The organism is Ruegeria sp. BB7 (assembly GCF_056539365.1).
The window spans coordinates 294,005-307,575 of sequence record NZ_JBQFUV010000001.1; the positions used below are offsets into that span (position 1 = coordinate 294,005).

Here is a 13,571-nt window from a genome sequence, read left to right on the forward strand (position 1 = left end):
TCAATCCTCCTTATGGTGAAACAGGGACCGGAACAGGTGCTGGATGTCCGGGTTATCGAAACGTTGAAAATTGGCCATCACGCGCTCGCGCTCGACATTCTGACGTTGGTTTAGGACAGCGATCAGCCCTCCGACAGCCATGGCAAGTTGCGCATTCGCCCGACCTTGCGCATTGCTCTGGGCCGCGACGAATTCAACCAAGGCTTCTTGCTGAACCGAATAGTCATTAAACAGCCCCAGATTATCCTGAAGTTTTTTCAAAGGCTTAATGAGAATTTTGAAATCGCGCCTGTCGAAAAGAGGGGCAAAGAATTCCATCAGATAGCGTAGCTTTTTGCAGGCGATCCGCAGGTCATGCACGTTTTCATCCGGTGTTTCCGGAGTGATGCCGCGCGCCCGTTTGCATAGCTTGCGATAGCGTTTCCAGATCAGCGCACAAGCATAGTCATAGGCACCGCGATCTGCATTGGGACCGGGCTCCAACCCCTTGGTGTCCGCAAAGAGCACCAAAAGATCCTTCATCTGCCTGTCGTAGTCCGCACTACGAAAACGTCGGGACAAATCGGCAAGCGCTCGGGTGCGCTCTTTCGCGAACTGCGCGAACATGACCTCAACACCAGCGTGAAGATTGGGAGGTATGAGGTTGAAGTATAGTTCTTTTTCTAAAAGGTAGACATCCAGATCCCGAACCCTTCCCGTGGAGGACATCAGATCCGCGAACTCCTGCTTCAAGACAACTGTCTGATCAGGTGAAAACACCCCTTTGAACAAGCTTACGACCGATCGAACACGCCGCAGCGAGACGCGGTAGTCATGTAAGAATTCCGTGTCGATATCTGCGACCACGCCAGCCTCATTCTGGCGTGCCACGGTTAGAAAAGTGTGGATAATATCTGCTGCCACCTCGATCGATGGCTCTTGTGTGCTTAGCTTGATCTTGGGTTTTGCACTATAGCGAACAACATCGGGAAACAGATGCTGAAGCAACGGCTCAATACCTTCCACCGTGCCAGCCATATTCCCCAGTGCTTCACATACTGTCCGAAAGGCGCGATCATATCCGCGCATCGGATGAACATTCAGAATGGTCGCCTGTCCCTGCTTTGTGGTCAACGAGAGAACACGGCCGCGAACTTGTGTTTTTTGCAGCTTATCCAGAACGGCAAACCTACTGACTTCCATGGTCCCAGAGCCCATGCTCATCATCGCGCGCAGCTTCGGAAATTTTTTCAGCGCCGCGCGAACCGGACCATCGGGTAAATCCTGTACGAATTGTCCCTTAACGCTGCAGTCCTGAACCACATTGTCTTGGTCCCATTGCAGCAATTGCAGCATGCCGTTGGATTCGATCAACATTCGACTATCCGCTCGGAGCGACTGATCGTGACAATCCAACAATTCAAACGACTGTGCAGCCTTCGGTGTTTCGAATTCGGGGGTCAATCCATCAAGCGCTTTTGAAAACCTATCCAGATCGAACGCCCCCAGAATGACAAAGAAACCGCGCGTCTCTGCCATCACGTACGACCTTCTTTCGGCGTACCAGACAAATCGATCAAAAATGCCTCGATGATTGTGCGGGCGCTGTTGCCTTCTTCAGTCGCGAGGATCGCAAAGGCCTTAAATGTCCTCAAAGCGGCAATCCTTTTACACCTGTTTGATTTACTATCAGCTTCTTTGCTTGTGGACATTGGCGACCCTTTTACAGCATGGCATCATGAAACCGTGTTGCTGATTGTCTGGCAAGGTTTATACCCAACACTCCCCGCTTCAGGTCGACAGCCTAGGAACACCAGCTTACAAGATAGGCATGTCCGATCCCGTCTCTTCTATCCGCAATCTTGGCCCTGCATTCGAGCAAGCCTGCGCACACGCCGGTATTCACACCGCCCAACAACTGCGCGATCTGGGTCCTGACGAGGCCTATGCAAGGGTGTTGCGGTCGGGAGCTCGACCTCATTTCATTGGTTATTATGTGCTGGTCATGGGGCTGCAGGGTCGCCCGTGGAACGATTGCAAGGGCGACGAGAAAAAAGCCCTTCGGCAACGGTTCGATGCCATTAAAACCAGCGTTACCGCGATGCCCGAAACCCAGATGACCTCGGACCTGGACGCCATCGGCGTTCGGGTGTCTGCCGATGACCTCAAGCCGGTATAAAAAAGGCCGCACCCGATACCGGGAGCGGCCCAAAATTCTGATCTGATGGCGGATTAGCCGACCAGTTCGATGCCCGAGAAGAAGTAGGCGATTTCAACCGCGGCAGTTTCCGGCGCGTCCGAACCGTGGACCGAGTTTTCACCAACCGACTCGGCGAATTCGGCGCGGATGGTGCCGGGGGCTGCGTCTGCGGGGTTGGTTGCGCCCATGACTTCGCGGTTTTTTGCAATGGCGCCTTCGCCTTCCAGAACCTGAACAACAACCGGAGCCGACGACATGAACTCGCACAGTTCGTCATAGAACGGACGCTCGGCGTGCACGTCATAGAACTTGCCAGCCTGAGCTTTGGTCATGTGGATGCGCTTTTGCGCAACGATGCGCAGACCAGCTTCTTCGAACTTGGCGTTGATCTTGCCAGTCAGGTTGCGGCGGGTTGCATCGGGTTTGATGATCGAGAATGTGCGTTCCAGTGCCATGTCGGCCTCTCCTTAACATAAGGCGCGGGGTCGCGCCGAAATCCATCGCGCGCCGCCTAGCACGGTCTGTGCCCCAAGAAAAGTGGAATGATGGAACCTTGCACCACAGAAAACCGGATTGTGTCCGGCAGCGGCTCGCACAGGCCAATGCATAGTTGAACCCGACCGGCTCAGCCGAGGCAATATAGGCGCAAGCAGTACCGGGGTCGGTCAAGAACGCCCCTGAAAAAGGCGCTGTTAAATCGGTTTTAGATTGAACATACCAAGCCGCTGGCGGCGTCTGAGATGCTCTGATAAGAGCGGCCCATGCTACGGATCGAAGACATCACCTATGCGGTTGAAGGCCGCCCCCTGTTTGACGGCGCCAGCGCCACCATTCCTGACGGCCACAAAGTCGGTTTGGTGGGGCGCAATGGCACTGGGAAAACAACCCTGTTCCGACTGATCCGGGGCGAGCTGGCGCTGGAATCAGGCAACATCGTTTTGCCGAAACGCGCGCGGATCGGGGGCGTGGCGCAAGAAGTTCCCTCCTCCGACGTGTCGCTTATCAACACAGTGTTGGCGGCCGATACGGAACGCAGCGCGCTGATGGCCGAGGCCGACAGCGCCGAGGATCCAGCGCGCATTGCGGAGATTCAGACTCGTCTGGCCGATATCGATGCTTGGTCGGCCGAGGCGCGTGCGGCCTCGATCCTCAAGGGCTTGGGGTTTGACGATCAGGACCAACTGCGCCCGTGTTCCGATTTCTCGGGCGGCTGGCGGATGCGCGTGGCTTTGGCGGCCGTACTATTCTCGCAGCCCGATCTGTTGTTGCTGGACGAACCGACCAACTATCTGGACCTCGAAGGCGCGTTGTGGCTGGAAAGCTATCTGGCCAAGTATCCTCATACTGTGATCATCATCAGCCACGACCGCGGGCTGCTGAACCGGGCCGTGGGATCGATCCTGCATCTGGAAGACCGCAAGCTGACCTATTACGCGGTGCCTTACGACAAATTTGCTGAACGCCGTGCCGAGCGGCTGGCACAGGCAGAATCGGAAAACGCCAAGGCTAAAGCCCGCATCGCTCACCTGCAAAGCTTTGTGGACCGGTTCCGCGCAAAAGCCTCGAAAGCTGTTCAAGCCCAGTCTCGCCTGAAGATGATTGAGCGCATCCAATTGGTCTCAACCCCGCAAGAAGCTGCTTTGCGAGCGTTCAGCTTCCCCGAACCCGAGGAACTTTCCCCTCCGATCATCCATCTCGAAGGTGGTATCACCGGGTATGGCGAGACCGAGGTATTGCGTCGTCTTAATCTACGCATTGATCAGGATGACCGCATCGCGCTGCTGGGGAAGAACGGTCAGGGGAAATCGACCCTGTCCAAGCTGCTGTCCGACCGCCTGCCCCTGATGGCGGGCAAGATGACCCGAAGCAGCAAACTGCGCATCGGTTATTTCGCTCAGCATCAGGTGGACGAACTGCATGTGGACGAAACGCCACTGGATCACCTACGCCGCCTGCGTCCTGATGAGGCACCGGGCAAATGGCGCTCACGGCTGGCCGGGTTCGGGCTCAACGCAGATCAGGCGGAAACTTTGGTTGGGCGTCTTTCGGGTGGTCAAAAGGCCCGCCTGTCGCTGCTGATCGCCACGATCGACGCACCGCATATGTTGATCCTTGACGAACCGACCAACCACCTGGATATCGAAAGCCGCGAGGCGTTGGTCGAAGCGCTGACCGCCTATTCCGGTGCCGTGGTATTGGTCAGCCACGACATGCACCTATTGTCGCTGGTTGCAGACCGGCTGTGGCTGGTCTCGGACGGGACGGTCAAACCCTTTGACGGAGACCTTGAGACCTATCGCAACCTACTGTTGGCCCGTGACAAACCGATCAAGGAAAAACCGCAGGTGGCAAAACCCAAGCGCCCTTCGCGCGAGGCCATGCTGGCCCTGCGCGCCGATCTGCGCAAATGCGAAGATCGGATCGAAAAGCTGACAGACATGCACGAAAAGCTTTCGGCCAAACTGGCGGACCCGGCCCTGTATGAAGACGACAAGATCAACGATTTGGAAACCTGGAACCGCAAGTTTGCCGAAGTGGTCGAAGCCATGCAAAAGGCTGAGTCGCTTTGGGTCGCGGCCGCTGAACGTTTGGAACAGGCGGAAACCGCATGACCGATCCTGTCGTTGAAACCCATGCAATGATCGCGGGTATGCGCCCCGAGATTCAGCCCGGAGAATTTGCGTTCGTCGCCTGGCCCGATGACAAGCCCTGGCCCGAAGGTGCGCGCGCCAGCTGTGTCGAGGCGGAGGGGATGTCTTCTATCGTCCCGATCAAAAGCGCACCAAAGGATGCGGTCGCCATGCGCTGCATAACATTGCAGGTTCATTCCTCACTGGAAGGCGTGGGGTTGACTGCCGCCGTATCCGGGGCGTTGGCGCAGGCGGGTATTCCTGCAAACATGGTCGCGGGCTATCACCATGACCACGTATACATTCCTTCAGGCCTGTCAGATGACGCCCTGAATATTCTGCAAGGCCTGCAACGGAGCAGCAAATAACCATGGACAGTGCATTCCTGATAACCGCGTTCACAACGCTATTCGTGGTCCTCGACCCACCCGCGCAGACGCCGATCTTTGTTGCGCTGACCCAAGGCATGGACTGGGCCACGCGCCGCTCTATCGCGATCCGGGCCTGCCTGACCGCAGGCGTCATTCTGGCCATGTTCGCCGCCTTCGGCGAAGCCCTTCTTGGGTTCGTTGGCATCTCGATGGAGGCGTTTCGCGTCGCGGGGGGCGTTCTGCTGTTCCTGACCGCGCTCGACATGCTGTTTGAGCGCCGCACCAAGCGGCGTGAAAACAGTGCTGAGGAAGAAGAACACCCGGATCCGTCGGTCTTTCCGCTGGGCATCCCTCTGATCGCTGGCCCCGGCTCAATTGCGACCATGATCCTGCTGGCTGGCCAACAGCCCGGCATTCAGGGTCTGGCCGTGGTCATCGGCGTCATGCTGGTCGTACTGGCGATGGTGTTCGTGATGTACCTGACATCGGGCGCAGTGGCGCGCATTCTGGGCAAGACCGGGTTGAACGTGCTGACCCGGTTGCTGGGTATGCTGCTGGCGGCGCTATCCGTTCAGTTCATTTTGGACGGGCTCAAGGCCTTTGGTTTTGCGTCGTAAGTTCCCATATACCTTAATGTAATCGCAGCAAGGTGTAAGGCATGGACGGCGACAGCATTGGACGTTTGGTATATCTGGTGGTGCTTGGTCTGGCCGTTGTGGCGTGGTTTATCTCGCACAATCGCCAGTCACTGAACAAAACCATGCAACAGGCGATGGCCTGGGTCTTTATCTTTGTCGGCGCCATCGCTGTGGTCGGGCTTTGGGAGGATATCCGCTCGACCGTGGGCCCTTCCCCGCAGATGACGGTGACCGGCGAAACAATCGAAGTGCCTCGCTCTTATGACGGTCACTATTACCTGCCTGTCCTGGTGAACGGAGAGCCGATCACTTTCCTCGTCGACACCGGCGCCAGCCAGATCGTTCTGAGCGAACAGGACGCCAAGCGCATTGGTATCGACCCCGACCAGCTGAATTACCTCGGTCGCGCCTCAACCGCGAACGGTGAGGTCCGTACCGCGCCCGTCCGACTGGACAGTCTTGAGCTTGGGCCGATCACCGACAGCGGCGTTGCGGCCTGGGTTAACGAAGGCGATTTGCGCCAGTCGCTGCTGGGCATGGATTACCTGCACCGGTTCTCGAATATCCAGTTCACGGATGGCCGCCTGATCCTGTCTCGGTAACAGGTGTGTGGCTGCATTTCCGCATTGAGAACAAAATGAGAACATGCTAATCTGACAGCATGTCTACACACCTTCTTGGCCGCAAACCCGCGCGCGCCGCGCCGGGGGTCACACTTCACGATGGCATCACCTTGCAACTGGGCCGCGTGCACGAAGCCTGCGGCCCCGCCCGGCGCAGCTTTGCTATGTGGCTGGCCGGTCAGACGCAGGGGCCGGTGCTGTGGATTTCGCCCGCATGGGAACCAGGCCAGTTGAACCCCGACGGGATGATGCCCTTTGCCGACCCGGCCCGGTTCATCTTTGTCCGCCCCACCCGCGCCGAGGATCTGCTGTGGTGCATGGAGGAAGCACTGCGCAGCGGGGCCATCCCGCTAATCATCGGCGACCTGCCCGGCGCGCCGGGGCTGACGCCGGTGCGTCGCATGCATCTGGCCGCCGAACAGGGGGGCGCGATGGGGCGGGCTCCGCTGGGAGTGTTGCTGACCCCCGGTGAGGGCGGCGCGCAAGGGATCGAGACGCGCTGGCACATGGCCGCAACCCATCAGGGCGAAACCCGCGGCTGGACCCTGACCCGCCGCCGCGCCCGCGCCCTGCCCCCGGTCAGTTGGCAAGCCATCCAAACCAAATCACGTGCCGGGCTGAACCTGACCCGGACCGAGGCCGAAGATGTTTTGGTGTGACACCTCACAAAGTTAAGAAATCTTGTGATTGGCAAAATCCGGCCTCCCACCCTAGCATTTCTGCATGAGCCAACCGATCCACGACAGCCGAAATTCCTGGCTTCGCCTGTTGATCGCGCGCGCCACTACCATAAAGGCGAAAGCGAACGGATGGGCCATGACCGGCTTCGCACTGCAGAAGATGTGGTCGCGACAGGTGATCGACTGTCAGGACACGACGGAGGCTCTGGGTGAATCTGCTGTGCTTAGACCGGCCCCAGAGTTGCTGGAAAAACAGGTGATCAATATCGTCATGGCATTGCTGAACCGTTCGCGCCACAGGCCGGAGGGGTTAGCATGACACGTCTGACCCGACGCACACTACTGGCTGGTCTGGCAACCCTGCCCCTAACCCTTGCAGCCCGTGCTGCAATTGCCCCTTATGAACTGGTGCTTCAAAACACGTCGGTCGGTTTTACCTTTGATCTGTCGGGGTTGACCCAATCCGGAACAATGCCAATCCAGACCACGGATATTCAGATTGACGTTCGTGACCTGACAAAAAGCCGCGTAGCCGTCACCCTAAACGCCGCCGAAGCCCGAACCAAATTACCGTTTGCCCGAAGCGCGATGCTGGGTGCGGGGGTCCTGGATGTCGAAAATTATCCGACAATTCACTTTGCATCGACCAAAGTTGAACTCGGAGAAGGCGGGCGGCTCTCGCGCGGCGCGAAAATCACCGGAGACCTGACCCTGCGCGACGTGACACGTCCGATCGCCTTTCAAGCCGACCTCTTCCGGCCACCCGGCAGCGCGCCTGAAAACCTTGATATGCTCTCAATTCGCCTGACTGGCGGACTGAACCGCCATGATTTCGGCGCATCCGGTTATGCCGATCTGGTGCAGGACACCGTCGGACTGGACATTCGAGCCGAGATCAAACGGGTCACATAGACAAAAAACGACGCCTCAGAGTCGATTAGGTGCGCGCATTCAGGCCCCATTATGGCTAGCTGGCCTTATCATGAGAACGATAATTTCTTTTGCCGCCCTTTTTCTTTCTGTGATTCTGCTGCAGCTTTCCACGGGCGGCGTCGGACCGCTGGATGCCATCTCGGGACTGACACTGGATTTCACGACCGAACAGATCGGCCTCCTTGGTTCGGCGCACTTTATCGGCTTCTTTGTTGGATGCTGGTGGACACCGCGTCTGATGGGCAGCGTCGGTCACTCTCGCGCATTTGCTGTCTGCACCGCTTTGGGTGCGATGGGGTTGCTGGGGCACACGCTAACCGACAACCCCTACATCTGGGCGGCCCTGAGAATCGCGTCAGGCACTTGCGTTGCCGGATCCTATACAGTGATCGAAGCATGGCTGAACGCCAAAGTCACAAACGAAACTCGCGGGCGCGCGATGGGCACCTATCGCGTTGCGGATATGGGCGCCTCGCTGTGTGCACAGCTGATCATCGCTGTGCTGCCACCCGCCTCGTATGTGTCATACAATCTGTTGGCCATTCTGTGTTGTGCCGCCTTGCTGCCTCTGACCTTGACGAAAGCCACACAGCCCGAAACACCCGACGCCCCACGTCTGCGGCCCAAGCTGGCATGGCGCAGCTCGCCTTTGGCGGTGGCAGGCGTGATTATTGCGGCGCTGAGTTCCGCGTCCTTCCGAATGGTTGGCCCGATATACGGGCAAGAGGTAGGGCTCGAGGTGGATCAAATCGCATTCTTCCTCGCCTCATTCGTTCTCGGCGGTGCACTGGCGCAATACCCGTTGGGCTGGTTGGCAGACAAATATGACCGCCGATGGGTGCTGATCTGGCTGTCCGCCGCCGCCGTACTTAGCTGCGGCGTCACGATGGCCGCCAGTGGAACCGGCACTCTGGGTGTTATGCTGGCTGCCGGATTCTTTGGCCTGACCACCTTTCCGATCTTTTCGCTGTCGTCAGCGCATGCAAACGATTTTGTCACAACCGAGGAGCGGGTCGAACTGTCTGCCGCGTTAATGTTCTGGTACGCGCTGGGTGCGATTGCCTCTCCCTACATCTCATCTACGTTGATCGACGCATTCGGCCCCGGAGCGCTGTTCGCCTATGTGGCCACTGGGCATATTGGTCTGATCCTGTTCGGCTTAGCTCGGATGCGCTCGCGCCCAACACCGGAAGAGCGGACAAACTACGTTTATGCACCGCGCACATCCTTCACCATCGGGCGTCTGCTAAAACGGTCTCGGGAGGAATAAAGACTCTATTCCAACGGTGGAGATGACGGGATCATTTCGTCCAGAATTGCGCCCGCTTCATACCCCAACAAGTCTACTTCCATCCGAGCGGGATCACCGAAGGCCCAAGCTCCGACGTGACGCTGCATTCGCTCATAACCGACGAAATCCGCCATCGCCTGGTTCCCATGCGCGTTTTCAGCAAACATGACCTGTCCCGCGGCAACCTTCTGCGGCATCACTCGCTCCAAATACAGTTCAACCACATTGACCCCCGTCACGTTCGACCCGCCATGATGGACGACATACATGTTGTCCCAAACATCTTGACTAACTGCGGCACGCGCATCTGAGACAGCATTGTGCAAAGCGCCAAGTTCCGCACGCGCAGCATCTCGCATATTTGCCGCCCAAGCCGGTCGCATGTCGTTTATCACCTTCGACACTTCCTCGGACGTAAGGGTTCCGCGGTTAACGGCATCGAGTGTAAAAGCGCGCGCGGTTTCAAGCATCTGCCGTTGTCTCGATATTGTGTCTTCGGGCAGATCAAGGTGCCCGACCGAGTTCAGCAATGTGTCTATCGCCTTTGCGATGTTCTCAAAGTCCTCTTTCCAACGCGCATTCTCGGTGTCCTCATCAGGCCACGGAGTGACTGCCCCTATGATCCCCAAAAGAACGTGTGAAGTAGACTTAAAGATCAGGTAATTCGGCGCGTCGCGTGGAAATGTAACCTCTCCGTCCTTTGTCATGACGGTTACATCGCGTGCGATGACCATGACGGGCCGGGTCTGCGCGGTCAGAACATCCTGACCGCGCCGGAATATCGAGAGCATCGTCTTGTCAAAGGTATCAATGGCCTTCATGGCTTCGCTTTGATCCGCCGATACAATGGTTGGCGAAAAAAGCATGATGACCGAAGCGGCCAAGACCGAACGAACGAAAGGCATCAAGTAAAACTTTAGCATAATTCCCCCCGTGAAACTGCATACAGAAGCATAATACACGGCCCGAGAATTTCGCGAAGGCACCCTTTGTTCGTGATTATAAGGCTTCAAGCAAGAAACCGGGGTTTTGCTAATCGCTTACATAAGGTAGACGGGCGCGCAGTTAGTTACGTGGAAACGCAAAATGGCTCGAATTCTCATTACCTCGGCGATCCCTTACATCAACGGGATCAAGCACCTCGGCAACCTCATCGGCTCGCAATTGCCCGCCGATCTGTACGCACGCTATCAGCGTGGCCGGGGGAACGAGGTCATGTATCTGTGCGCCACGGATGAGCATGGCACCCCTGCGGAGCTGGCGGCTGCCAAAGCTGGCAAACCAGTGGCCGAGTATTGCGCCGACATGTATGCGGTACAGGCGGATATCGCGAAACGGTTCGGGCTCAGCTTTGATCACTTTGGCCGCTCGTCCAGCGAACAGAACCGAAACCTGACCCAGCATTTTGCGGGCAAACTGGATGAAGCTGGACTAATCCGCGAAGTCAGTGAGAAACAGGTTTATTCCAACGCTGACAAGCGGTTCCTACCCGACCGTTATATCGAAGGCACCTGCCCCAATTGCGGCTATGAACGTGCGCGCGGCGACCAGTGTGAGAACTGCACCAAGCAGCTGGACCCGACCGATCTGATCGAGCCGCGTTCTGCCATTTCCGGCTCCACCGATCTTGAGGTCCGCGAGACCAAGCACCTGTATCTGCGCCAGTCCGCGATGAAGGATCAACTGGAAGCGTGGATCGACAGCAAGACGGATTGGCCGATCCTGACCACCTCGATTGCAAAGAAATGGTTGCATGATGGTGACGGATTGCAGGATCGCGGCATCACCCGCGATCTGGACTGGGGTGTACCGGTCAAAAAGGGAGATCAGGACTGGCCGGGGATGGAAGGCAAGGTCTTCTACGTCTGGTTCGACGCGCCGATTGAATACATCGCCTGCGCCAAGGAATGGGCGGACGCCAACGGCAAATCGGATGCCGATTGGGAGCGCTGGTGGCGCACTGACAAGGGCGCTGATGACGTGCGTTATGTGCAGTTCATGGGCAAGGATAACGTACCCTTCCACACCCTGTCTTTCCCGGCCACAATTCTGGGGTCGGGCGAGCCGTGGAAGATGGTCGACCACCTGAAGTCGTTCAACTACCTGAACTATGATGGTGGCCAGTTCTCGACCTCTCAGGGTCGTGGAGTGTTCATGGATCAGGCGCTGGAGATTTTGCCCGCCGATTACTGGCGCTGGTGGCTGCTGAGCCATGCACCGGAAAGCAGCGACAGTGAATTCACCTGGGAGAACTTCCAGCAATCGGCGAACAAAGACCTTGCGGATGTTCTCGGCAACTTCGTCAGCCGGATCACCAAATTCTGCCGCTCGAAATTCGGTGAGGCCGTTCCAAAGGGCGGCACCTATGGCGAGCGCGAGCAAGCCCTGATCGAGGAACTTACCCGCCGTGTCCGCGCCTATGAAGGGCATATGGAGTCAATGGAGGTTCGCAAGTCGGCGCAGGAACTGCGCGCGATCTGGGTCGCCGGCAACGAATACCTTCAGGCCGCCGCACCTTGGTCCACTTTCAAGGAAGACCCCGAACAGGCCGCCGCACAGGTGCGTCTTGGCCTGAACCTGATCCGCCTCTATGCCGTGCTCAGTGCGCCGTTTATCCCCGAAACCTCGGCCCGGATGCTGAGTGCGATGAATACGCTGGACACCCGTTGGCCGGATGACGTCGCCGCCGCGCTGGACGCTCTGCCCGCCGGGCATGAGTTTTCGGTGCCGGAAGTGTTGTTCGCAAAAATTACCGACGAACAGCGCGAAGACTGGCAAACCCGGTTCGCTGGCACGCGCGATTGATCTGGTGGGAAACTAGAATTGAGAAACGGGGGTCACATGACCCCCTTTTTTGCTTCTCACACAAAATACGTAAACACTTCCATCTAAGTTAGCCCAGCTACGGAAAAATATCCGCGCCCCTTGACCTGCAGTCACACTCAATAAGCTTGAGATAAAATCTCAAAACGGCCATCCTGATCCAGAATTCAGTCGACTCGTTGGAGCAGACAGCCTGCCCTGACGAAAAATCTTACGTTTTAACGAGGCGCCCGCCATGTCCCTTGCATTGAAGAACTTTCACTCTCGTTTCGGCGGCGCGTCCCGAGCCTTTGCCGCTCTGGTTGGAATAATCATGGCGCAAACCGCCTTCGCCCAAGATCAAAGCGACGCCCCACCGCCCAAAGTGTCGATTGCAGCAGCCTACACGCAGGAAATCACCGAAGAAGCCGTATTCATCGGCCGCGCCGAAGCTCTTGACAAAGCAGATATCATAGCCCGCGTCAGCGGGTTTTTGGAAAGTCAGAACGTGGAAGACGGTGCGCTGGTCAAAGAGGGAGACCTGCTGTTCACCATCGAGCCTGACCTCTATCAGGCGACACTTGAAGCCCGAAATGCGGATCTTGATCGGGCAGAAGCCAATCTTGAGTTGGCCAAGGTCGATCTTGCCCGGAAGGAAGAGCTTTACAAACGTGACGCCACTCCAGAGTCAGAACGCGATATTGCGCGTGCCAACGAACTGGTGGCCGAAGCAGAGGTCAAAGCTGCAAAAGCTGCGATTCAGCAAGCCGAGCTTGATTTGAGCTATACCAAAATCCACGCGCCGTTCGATGGCCGCATCGGGCGGGTGGCGATCAGCGTCGGTGATGTGGTCGGGCCAAACAACCCCCCGCTGGTAAATATCGTCAGTGAAGCCCCGATCTATGTGAATTTTTCCATCAACGAGAAGCAATTTACTACTGTTCTTGAAACAGTTGGCGAGAACGCTTCATCCCTTGCGGAAAGCAACAAGAGTCCGAACGTGCACGTCACGCTGCCGAACGGAAGTAAACTGGATGAAACCGGTAAAATCGTGTTTGTCGACAATCGGATCGACCCTCTCACCGGCGCGATTTCGATGCGGGCAGAATTCGACAACGCCCAACGGCTAATCGTCGACGGTGCATTTCTAAGCGTGCAAATTGAAGCCCTACAACCCACACTTGAGGTTTTGGTCCCACAGGCCGCTCTGCAACGTGATCAGCGGGGTGAATTTGTGCTGGTTGTCAACGACAAGCAGATGGTGGAACAGCGTTACATCACCACCGGCAACAACGAAGGCACGGCAGTAATCGTCAAGGATGGTCTGCGCGAAGGAGAAAGCGTCATCGTCGAGGGCTTGCAAAGGGTTCGGCCCGGCGTCGCGGTTGACGCTGTCGTGGCGTCCGAGCAGCCGGGAGAGTAAC

General features: G+C 57.3%; 15 protein-coding genes. 11 read left to right on the forward strand and 4 right to left on the reverse strand.

Translation table 11 applies throughout. The annotated features are described in order from the left end of the window. Positions 1-1,518, reverse strand: coding sequence for a CHAD domain-containing protein (locus tag ACR0D7_RS01480; protein ID WP_480677439.1), 1,518 nt, complete (start codon positions 1,516-1,518; stop codon positions 1-3). Next, positions 1,518-1,691, reverse strand: a complete 174-nt coding sequence (locus ACR0D7_RS01485) for a hypothetical protein (RefSeq protein WP_480677440.1) — start codon at positions 1,689-1,691, stop codon at positions 1,518-1,520. The genes ACR0D7_RS01480 and ACR0D7_RS01485 overlap by 1 nt, the downstream gene beginning before the upstream one ends. A 119-nt stretch (positions 1,692-1,810) precedes the next feature. Here ACR0D7_RS01485 and ACR0D7_RS01490 point away from each other — a divergent pair, with 119 nt between their 5' ends. Next, positions 1,811-2,158 (forward strand): TfoX/Sxy family protein, encoded by a 348-nt coding sequence (locus tag ACR0D7_RS01490; protein ID WP_480677441.1) that lies wholly within the window; start codon positions 1,811-1,813, stop codon positions 2,156-2,158. Between the two features lie 53 nt (positions 2,159-2,211). Here ACR0D7_RS01490 and ndk read toward each other — a convergent pair whose 3' ends face one another. After that, positions 2,212-2,634, reverse strand: coding sequence for a nucleoside-diphosphate kinase (gene ndk, locus ACR0D7_RS01495; RefSeq protein WP_008757405.1), 423 nt, complete (start codon positions 2,632-2,634; stop codon positions 2,212-2,214). Between the two features lie 306 nt (positions 2,635-2,940). Here ndk and ACR0D7_RS01500 point away from each other — a divergent pair, with 306 nt between their 5' ends. The 8 genes from ACR0D7_RS01500 to ACR0D7_RS01535 all read left to right on the forward strand — a co-directional run bounded on the left by ACR0D7_RS01500 (position 2,941) and on the right by ACR0D7_RS01535 (position 9,324). Beyond that, on the forward strand, positions 2,941-4,791 hold the full coding sequence (locus ACR0D7_RS01500) for an ABC-F family ATP-binding cassette domain-containing protein (RefSeq protein ID WP_480677442.1): 1,851 nt from the start codon (positions 2,941-2,943) through the stop codon (positions 4,789-4,791). Continuing rightward, positions 4,788-5,177 carry an ACT domain-containing protein gene (locus ACR0D7_RS01505; protein ID WP_480677443.1) on the forward strand — a complete coding sequence of 130 codons (390 nt, stop codon included), beginning with the start codon at positions 4,788-4,790 and terminating at the stop codon, positions 5,175-5,177. Before ACR0D7_RS01500 ends, ACR0D7_RS01505 begins: the two co-directional genes overlap by 4 nt. A gap of 2 nt (positions 5,178-5,179) precedes the next feature. Further along, the gene (locus ACR0D7_RS01510) at positions 5,180-5,797 is read left to right on the forward strand and encodes a MarC family protein (RefSeq protein ID WP_170381393.1); all 618 of its coding nucleotides are present in this window, start codon (positions 5,180-5,182) and stop codon (positions 5,795-5,797) included. A 41-nt stretch (positions 5,798-5,838) separates the two neighbouring features. Beyond that, on the forward strand, positions 5,839-6,420 hold the full coding sequence (locus ACR0D7_RS01515; RefSeq protein ID WP_480677444.1) for a retropepsin-like aspartic protease family protein: 582 nt from the start codon (positions 5,839-5,841) through the stop codon (positions 6,418-6,420). A 59-nt stretch (positions 6,421-6,479) separates the two neighbouring features. Then, entirely contained in the window at positions 6,480-7,100 is a 621-nt protein-coding gene (locus tag ACR0D7_RS01520; protein WP_480677445.1) for an ImuA family protein, read from the forward strand. A 64-nt stretch (positions 7,101-7,164) separates the two neighbouring features. Beyond that, a complete protein-coding gene (locus ACR0D7_RS01525; protein ID WP_480677446.1) occupies positions 7,165-7,440 on the forward strand; it encodes a hypothetical protein in 276 nt (91 codons plus the stop codon). Next, on the forward strand, positions 7,437-8,033 hold the full coding sequence (locus tag ACR0D7_RS01530; protein WP_480677448.1) for a YceI family protein: 597 nt from the start codon (positions 7,437-7,439) through the stop codon (positions 8,031-8,033). The genes ACR0D7_RS01525 and ACR0D7_RS01530 overlap by 4 nt, the downstream gene beginning before the upstream one ends. A gap of 70 nt (positions 8,034-8,103) precedes the next feature. Beyond that, positions 8,104-9,324, forward strand: coding sequence for an MFS transporter (locus ACR0D7_RS01535; RefSeq protein ID WP_480677449.1), 1,221 nt, complete (start codon positions 8,104-8,106; stop codon positions 9,322-9,324). A 5-nt stretch (positions 9,325-9,329) separates the two neighbouring features. Here ACR0D7_RS01535 and ACR0D7_RS01540 read toward each other — a convergent pair whose 3' ends face one another. After that, positions 9,330-10,268, reverse strand: a complete 939-nt coding sequence (locus ACR0D7_RS01540; RefSeq protein ID WP_480677450.1) for a hypothetical protein — start codon at positions 10,266-10,268, stop codon at positions 9,330-9,332. 163 nt (positions 10,269-10,431) lie between these two features. Here ACR0D7_RS01540 and metG point away from each other — a divergent pair, with 163 nt between their 5' ends. Beyond that, on the forward strand, positions 10,432-12,150 hold the full coding sequence (gene metG, locus ACR0D7_RS01545) for a methionine--tRNA ligase (RefSeq protein WP_480677451.1): 1,719 nt from the start codon (positions 10,432-10,434) through the stop codon (positions 12,148-12,150). Positions 12,151-12,403: 253 nt separating this feature from the next. After that, positions 12,404-13,570: an efflux RND transporter periplasmic adaptor subunit gene (locus ACR0D7_RS01550; protein WP_480677452.1), complete on the forward strand. Its 1,167-nt coding sequence runs from the start codon at positions 12,404-12,406 to the stop codon at positions 13,568-13,570. Position 13,571 lies beyond the last annotated feature (1 nt).

What these genes read in the sequence shown, in the direction of transcription:
- ACR0D7_RS01490 (WP_480677441.1), top strand. Translation starts at nt 1,811, where the DNA reads ATGTCCGATCCCGTCTCTTCTATCCGCAATCTTGGCCCTGCATTCGAG.
- ACR0D7_RS01540 (WP_480677450.1), bottom strand. Translation starts at nt 10,268, where the DNA reads ATGCTAAAGTTTTACTTGATGCCTTTCGTTCGTTCGGTCTTGGCCGCT.
- ACR0D7_RS01505 (WP_480677443.1), top strand. Translation starts at nt 4,788, where the DNA reads ATGACCGATCCTGTCGTTGAAACCCATGCAATGATCGCGGGTATGCGC.
- ndk (WP_008757405.1), bottom strand. Translation starts at nt 2,634, where the DNA reads ATGGCACTGGAACGCACATTCTCGATCATCAAACCCGATGCAACCCGC.
- ACR0D7_RS01530 (WP_480677448.1), top strand. Translation starts at nt 7,437, where the DNA reads ATGACACGTCTGACCCGACGCACACTACTGGCTGGTCTGGCAACCCTG.
- ACR0D7_RS01510 (WP_170381393.1), top strand. Translation starts at nt 5,180, where the DNA reads ATGGACAGTGCATTCCTGATAACCGCGTTCACAACGCTATTCGTGGTC.
- ACR0D7_RS01535 (WP_480677449.1), top strand. Translation starts at nt 8,104, where the DNA reads ATGAGAACGATAATTTCTTTTGCCGCCCTTTTTCTTTCTGTGATTCTG.
- ACR0D7_RS01480 (WP_480677439.1), bottom strand. Translation starts at nt 1,518, where the DNA reads ATGGCAGAGACGCGCGGTTTCTTTGTCATTCTGGGGGCGTTCGATCTG.
- metG (WP_480677451.1), top strand. Translation starts at nt 10,432, where the DNA reads ATGGCTCGAATTCTCATTACCTCGGCGATCCCTTACATCAACGGGATC.
- ACR0D7_RS01550 (WP_480677452.1), top strand. Translation starts at nt 12,404, where the DNA reads ATGTCCCTTGCATTGAAGAACTTTCACTCTCGTTTCGGCGGCGCGTCC.
- ACR0D7_RS01515 (WP_480677444.1), top strand. Translation starts at nt 5,839, where the DNA reads ATGGACGGCGACAGCATTGGACGTTTGGTATATCTGGTGGTGCTTGGT.
- ACR0D7_RS01500 (WP_480677442.1), top strand. Translation starts at nt 2,941, where the DNA reads ATGCTACGGATCGAAGACATCACCTATGCGGTTGAAGGCCGCCCCCTG.
- ACR0D7_RS01525 (WP_480677446.1), top strand. Translation starts at nt 7,165, where the DNA reads ATGAGCCAACCGATCCACGACAGCCGAAATTCCTGGCTTCGCCTGTTG.
- ACR0D7_RS01485 (WP_480677440.1), bottom strand. Translation starts at nt 1,691, where the DNA reads ATGTCCACAAGCAAAGAAGCTGATAGTAAATCAAACAGGTGTAAAAGG.
- ACR0D7_RS01520 (WP_480677445.1), top strand. Translation starts at nt 6,480, where the DNA reads ATGTCTACACACCTTCTTGGCCGCAAACCCGCGCGCGCCGCGCCGGGG.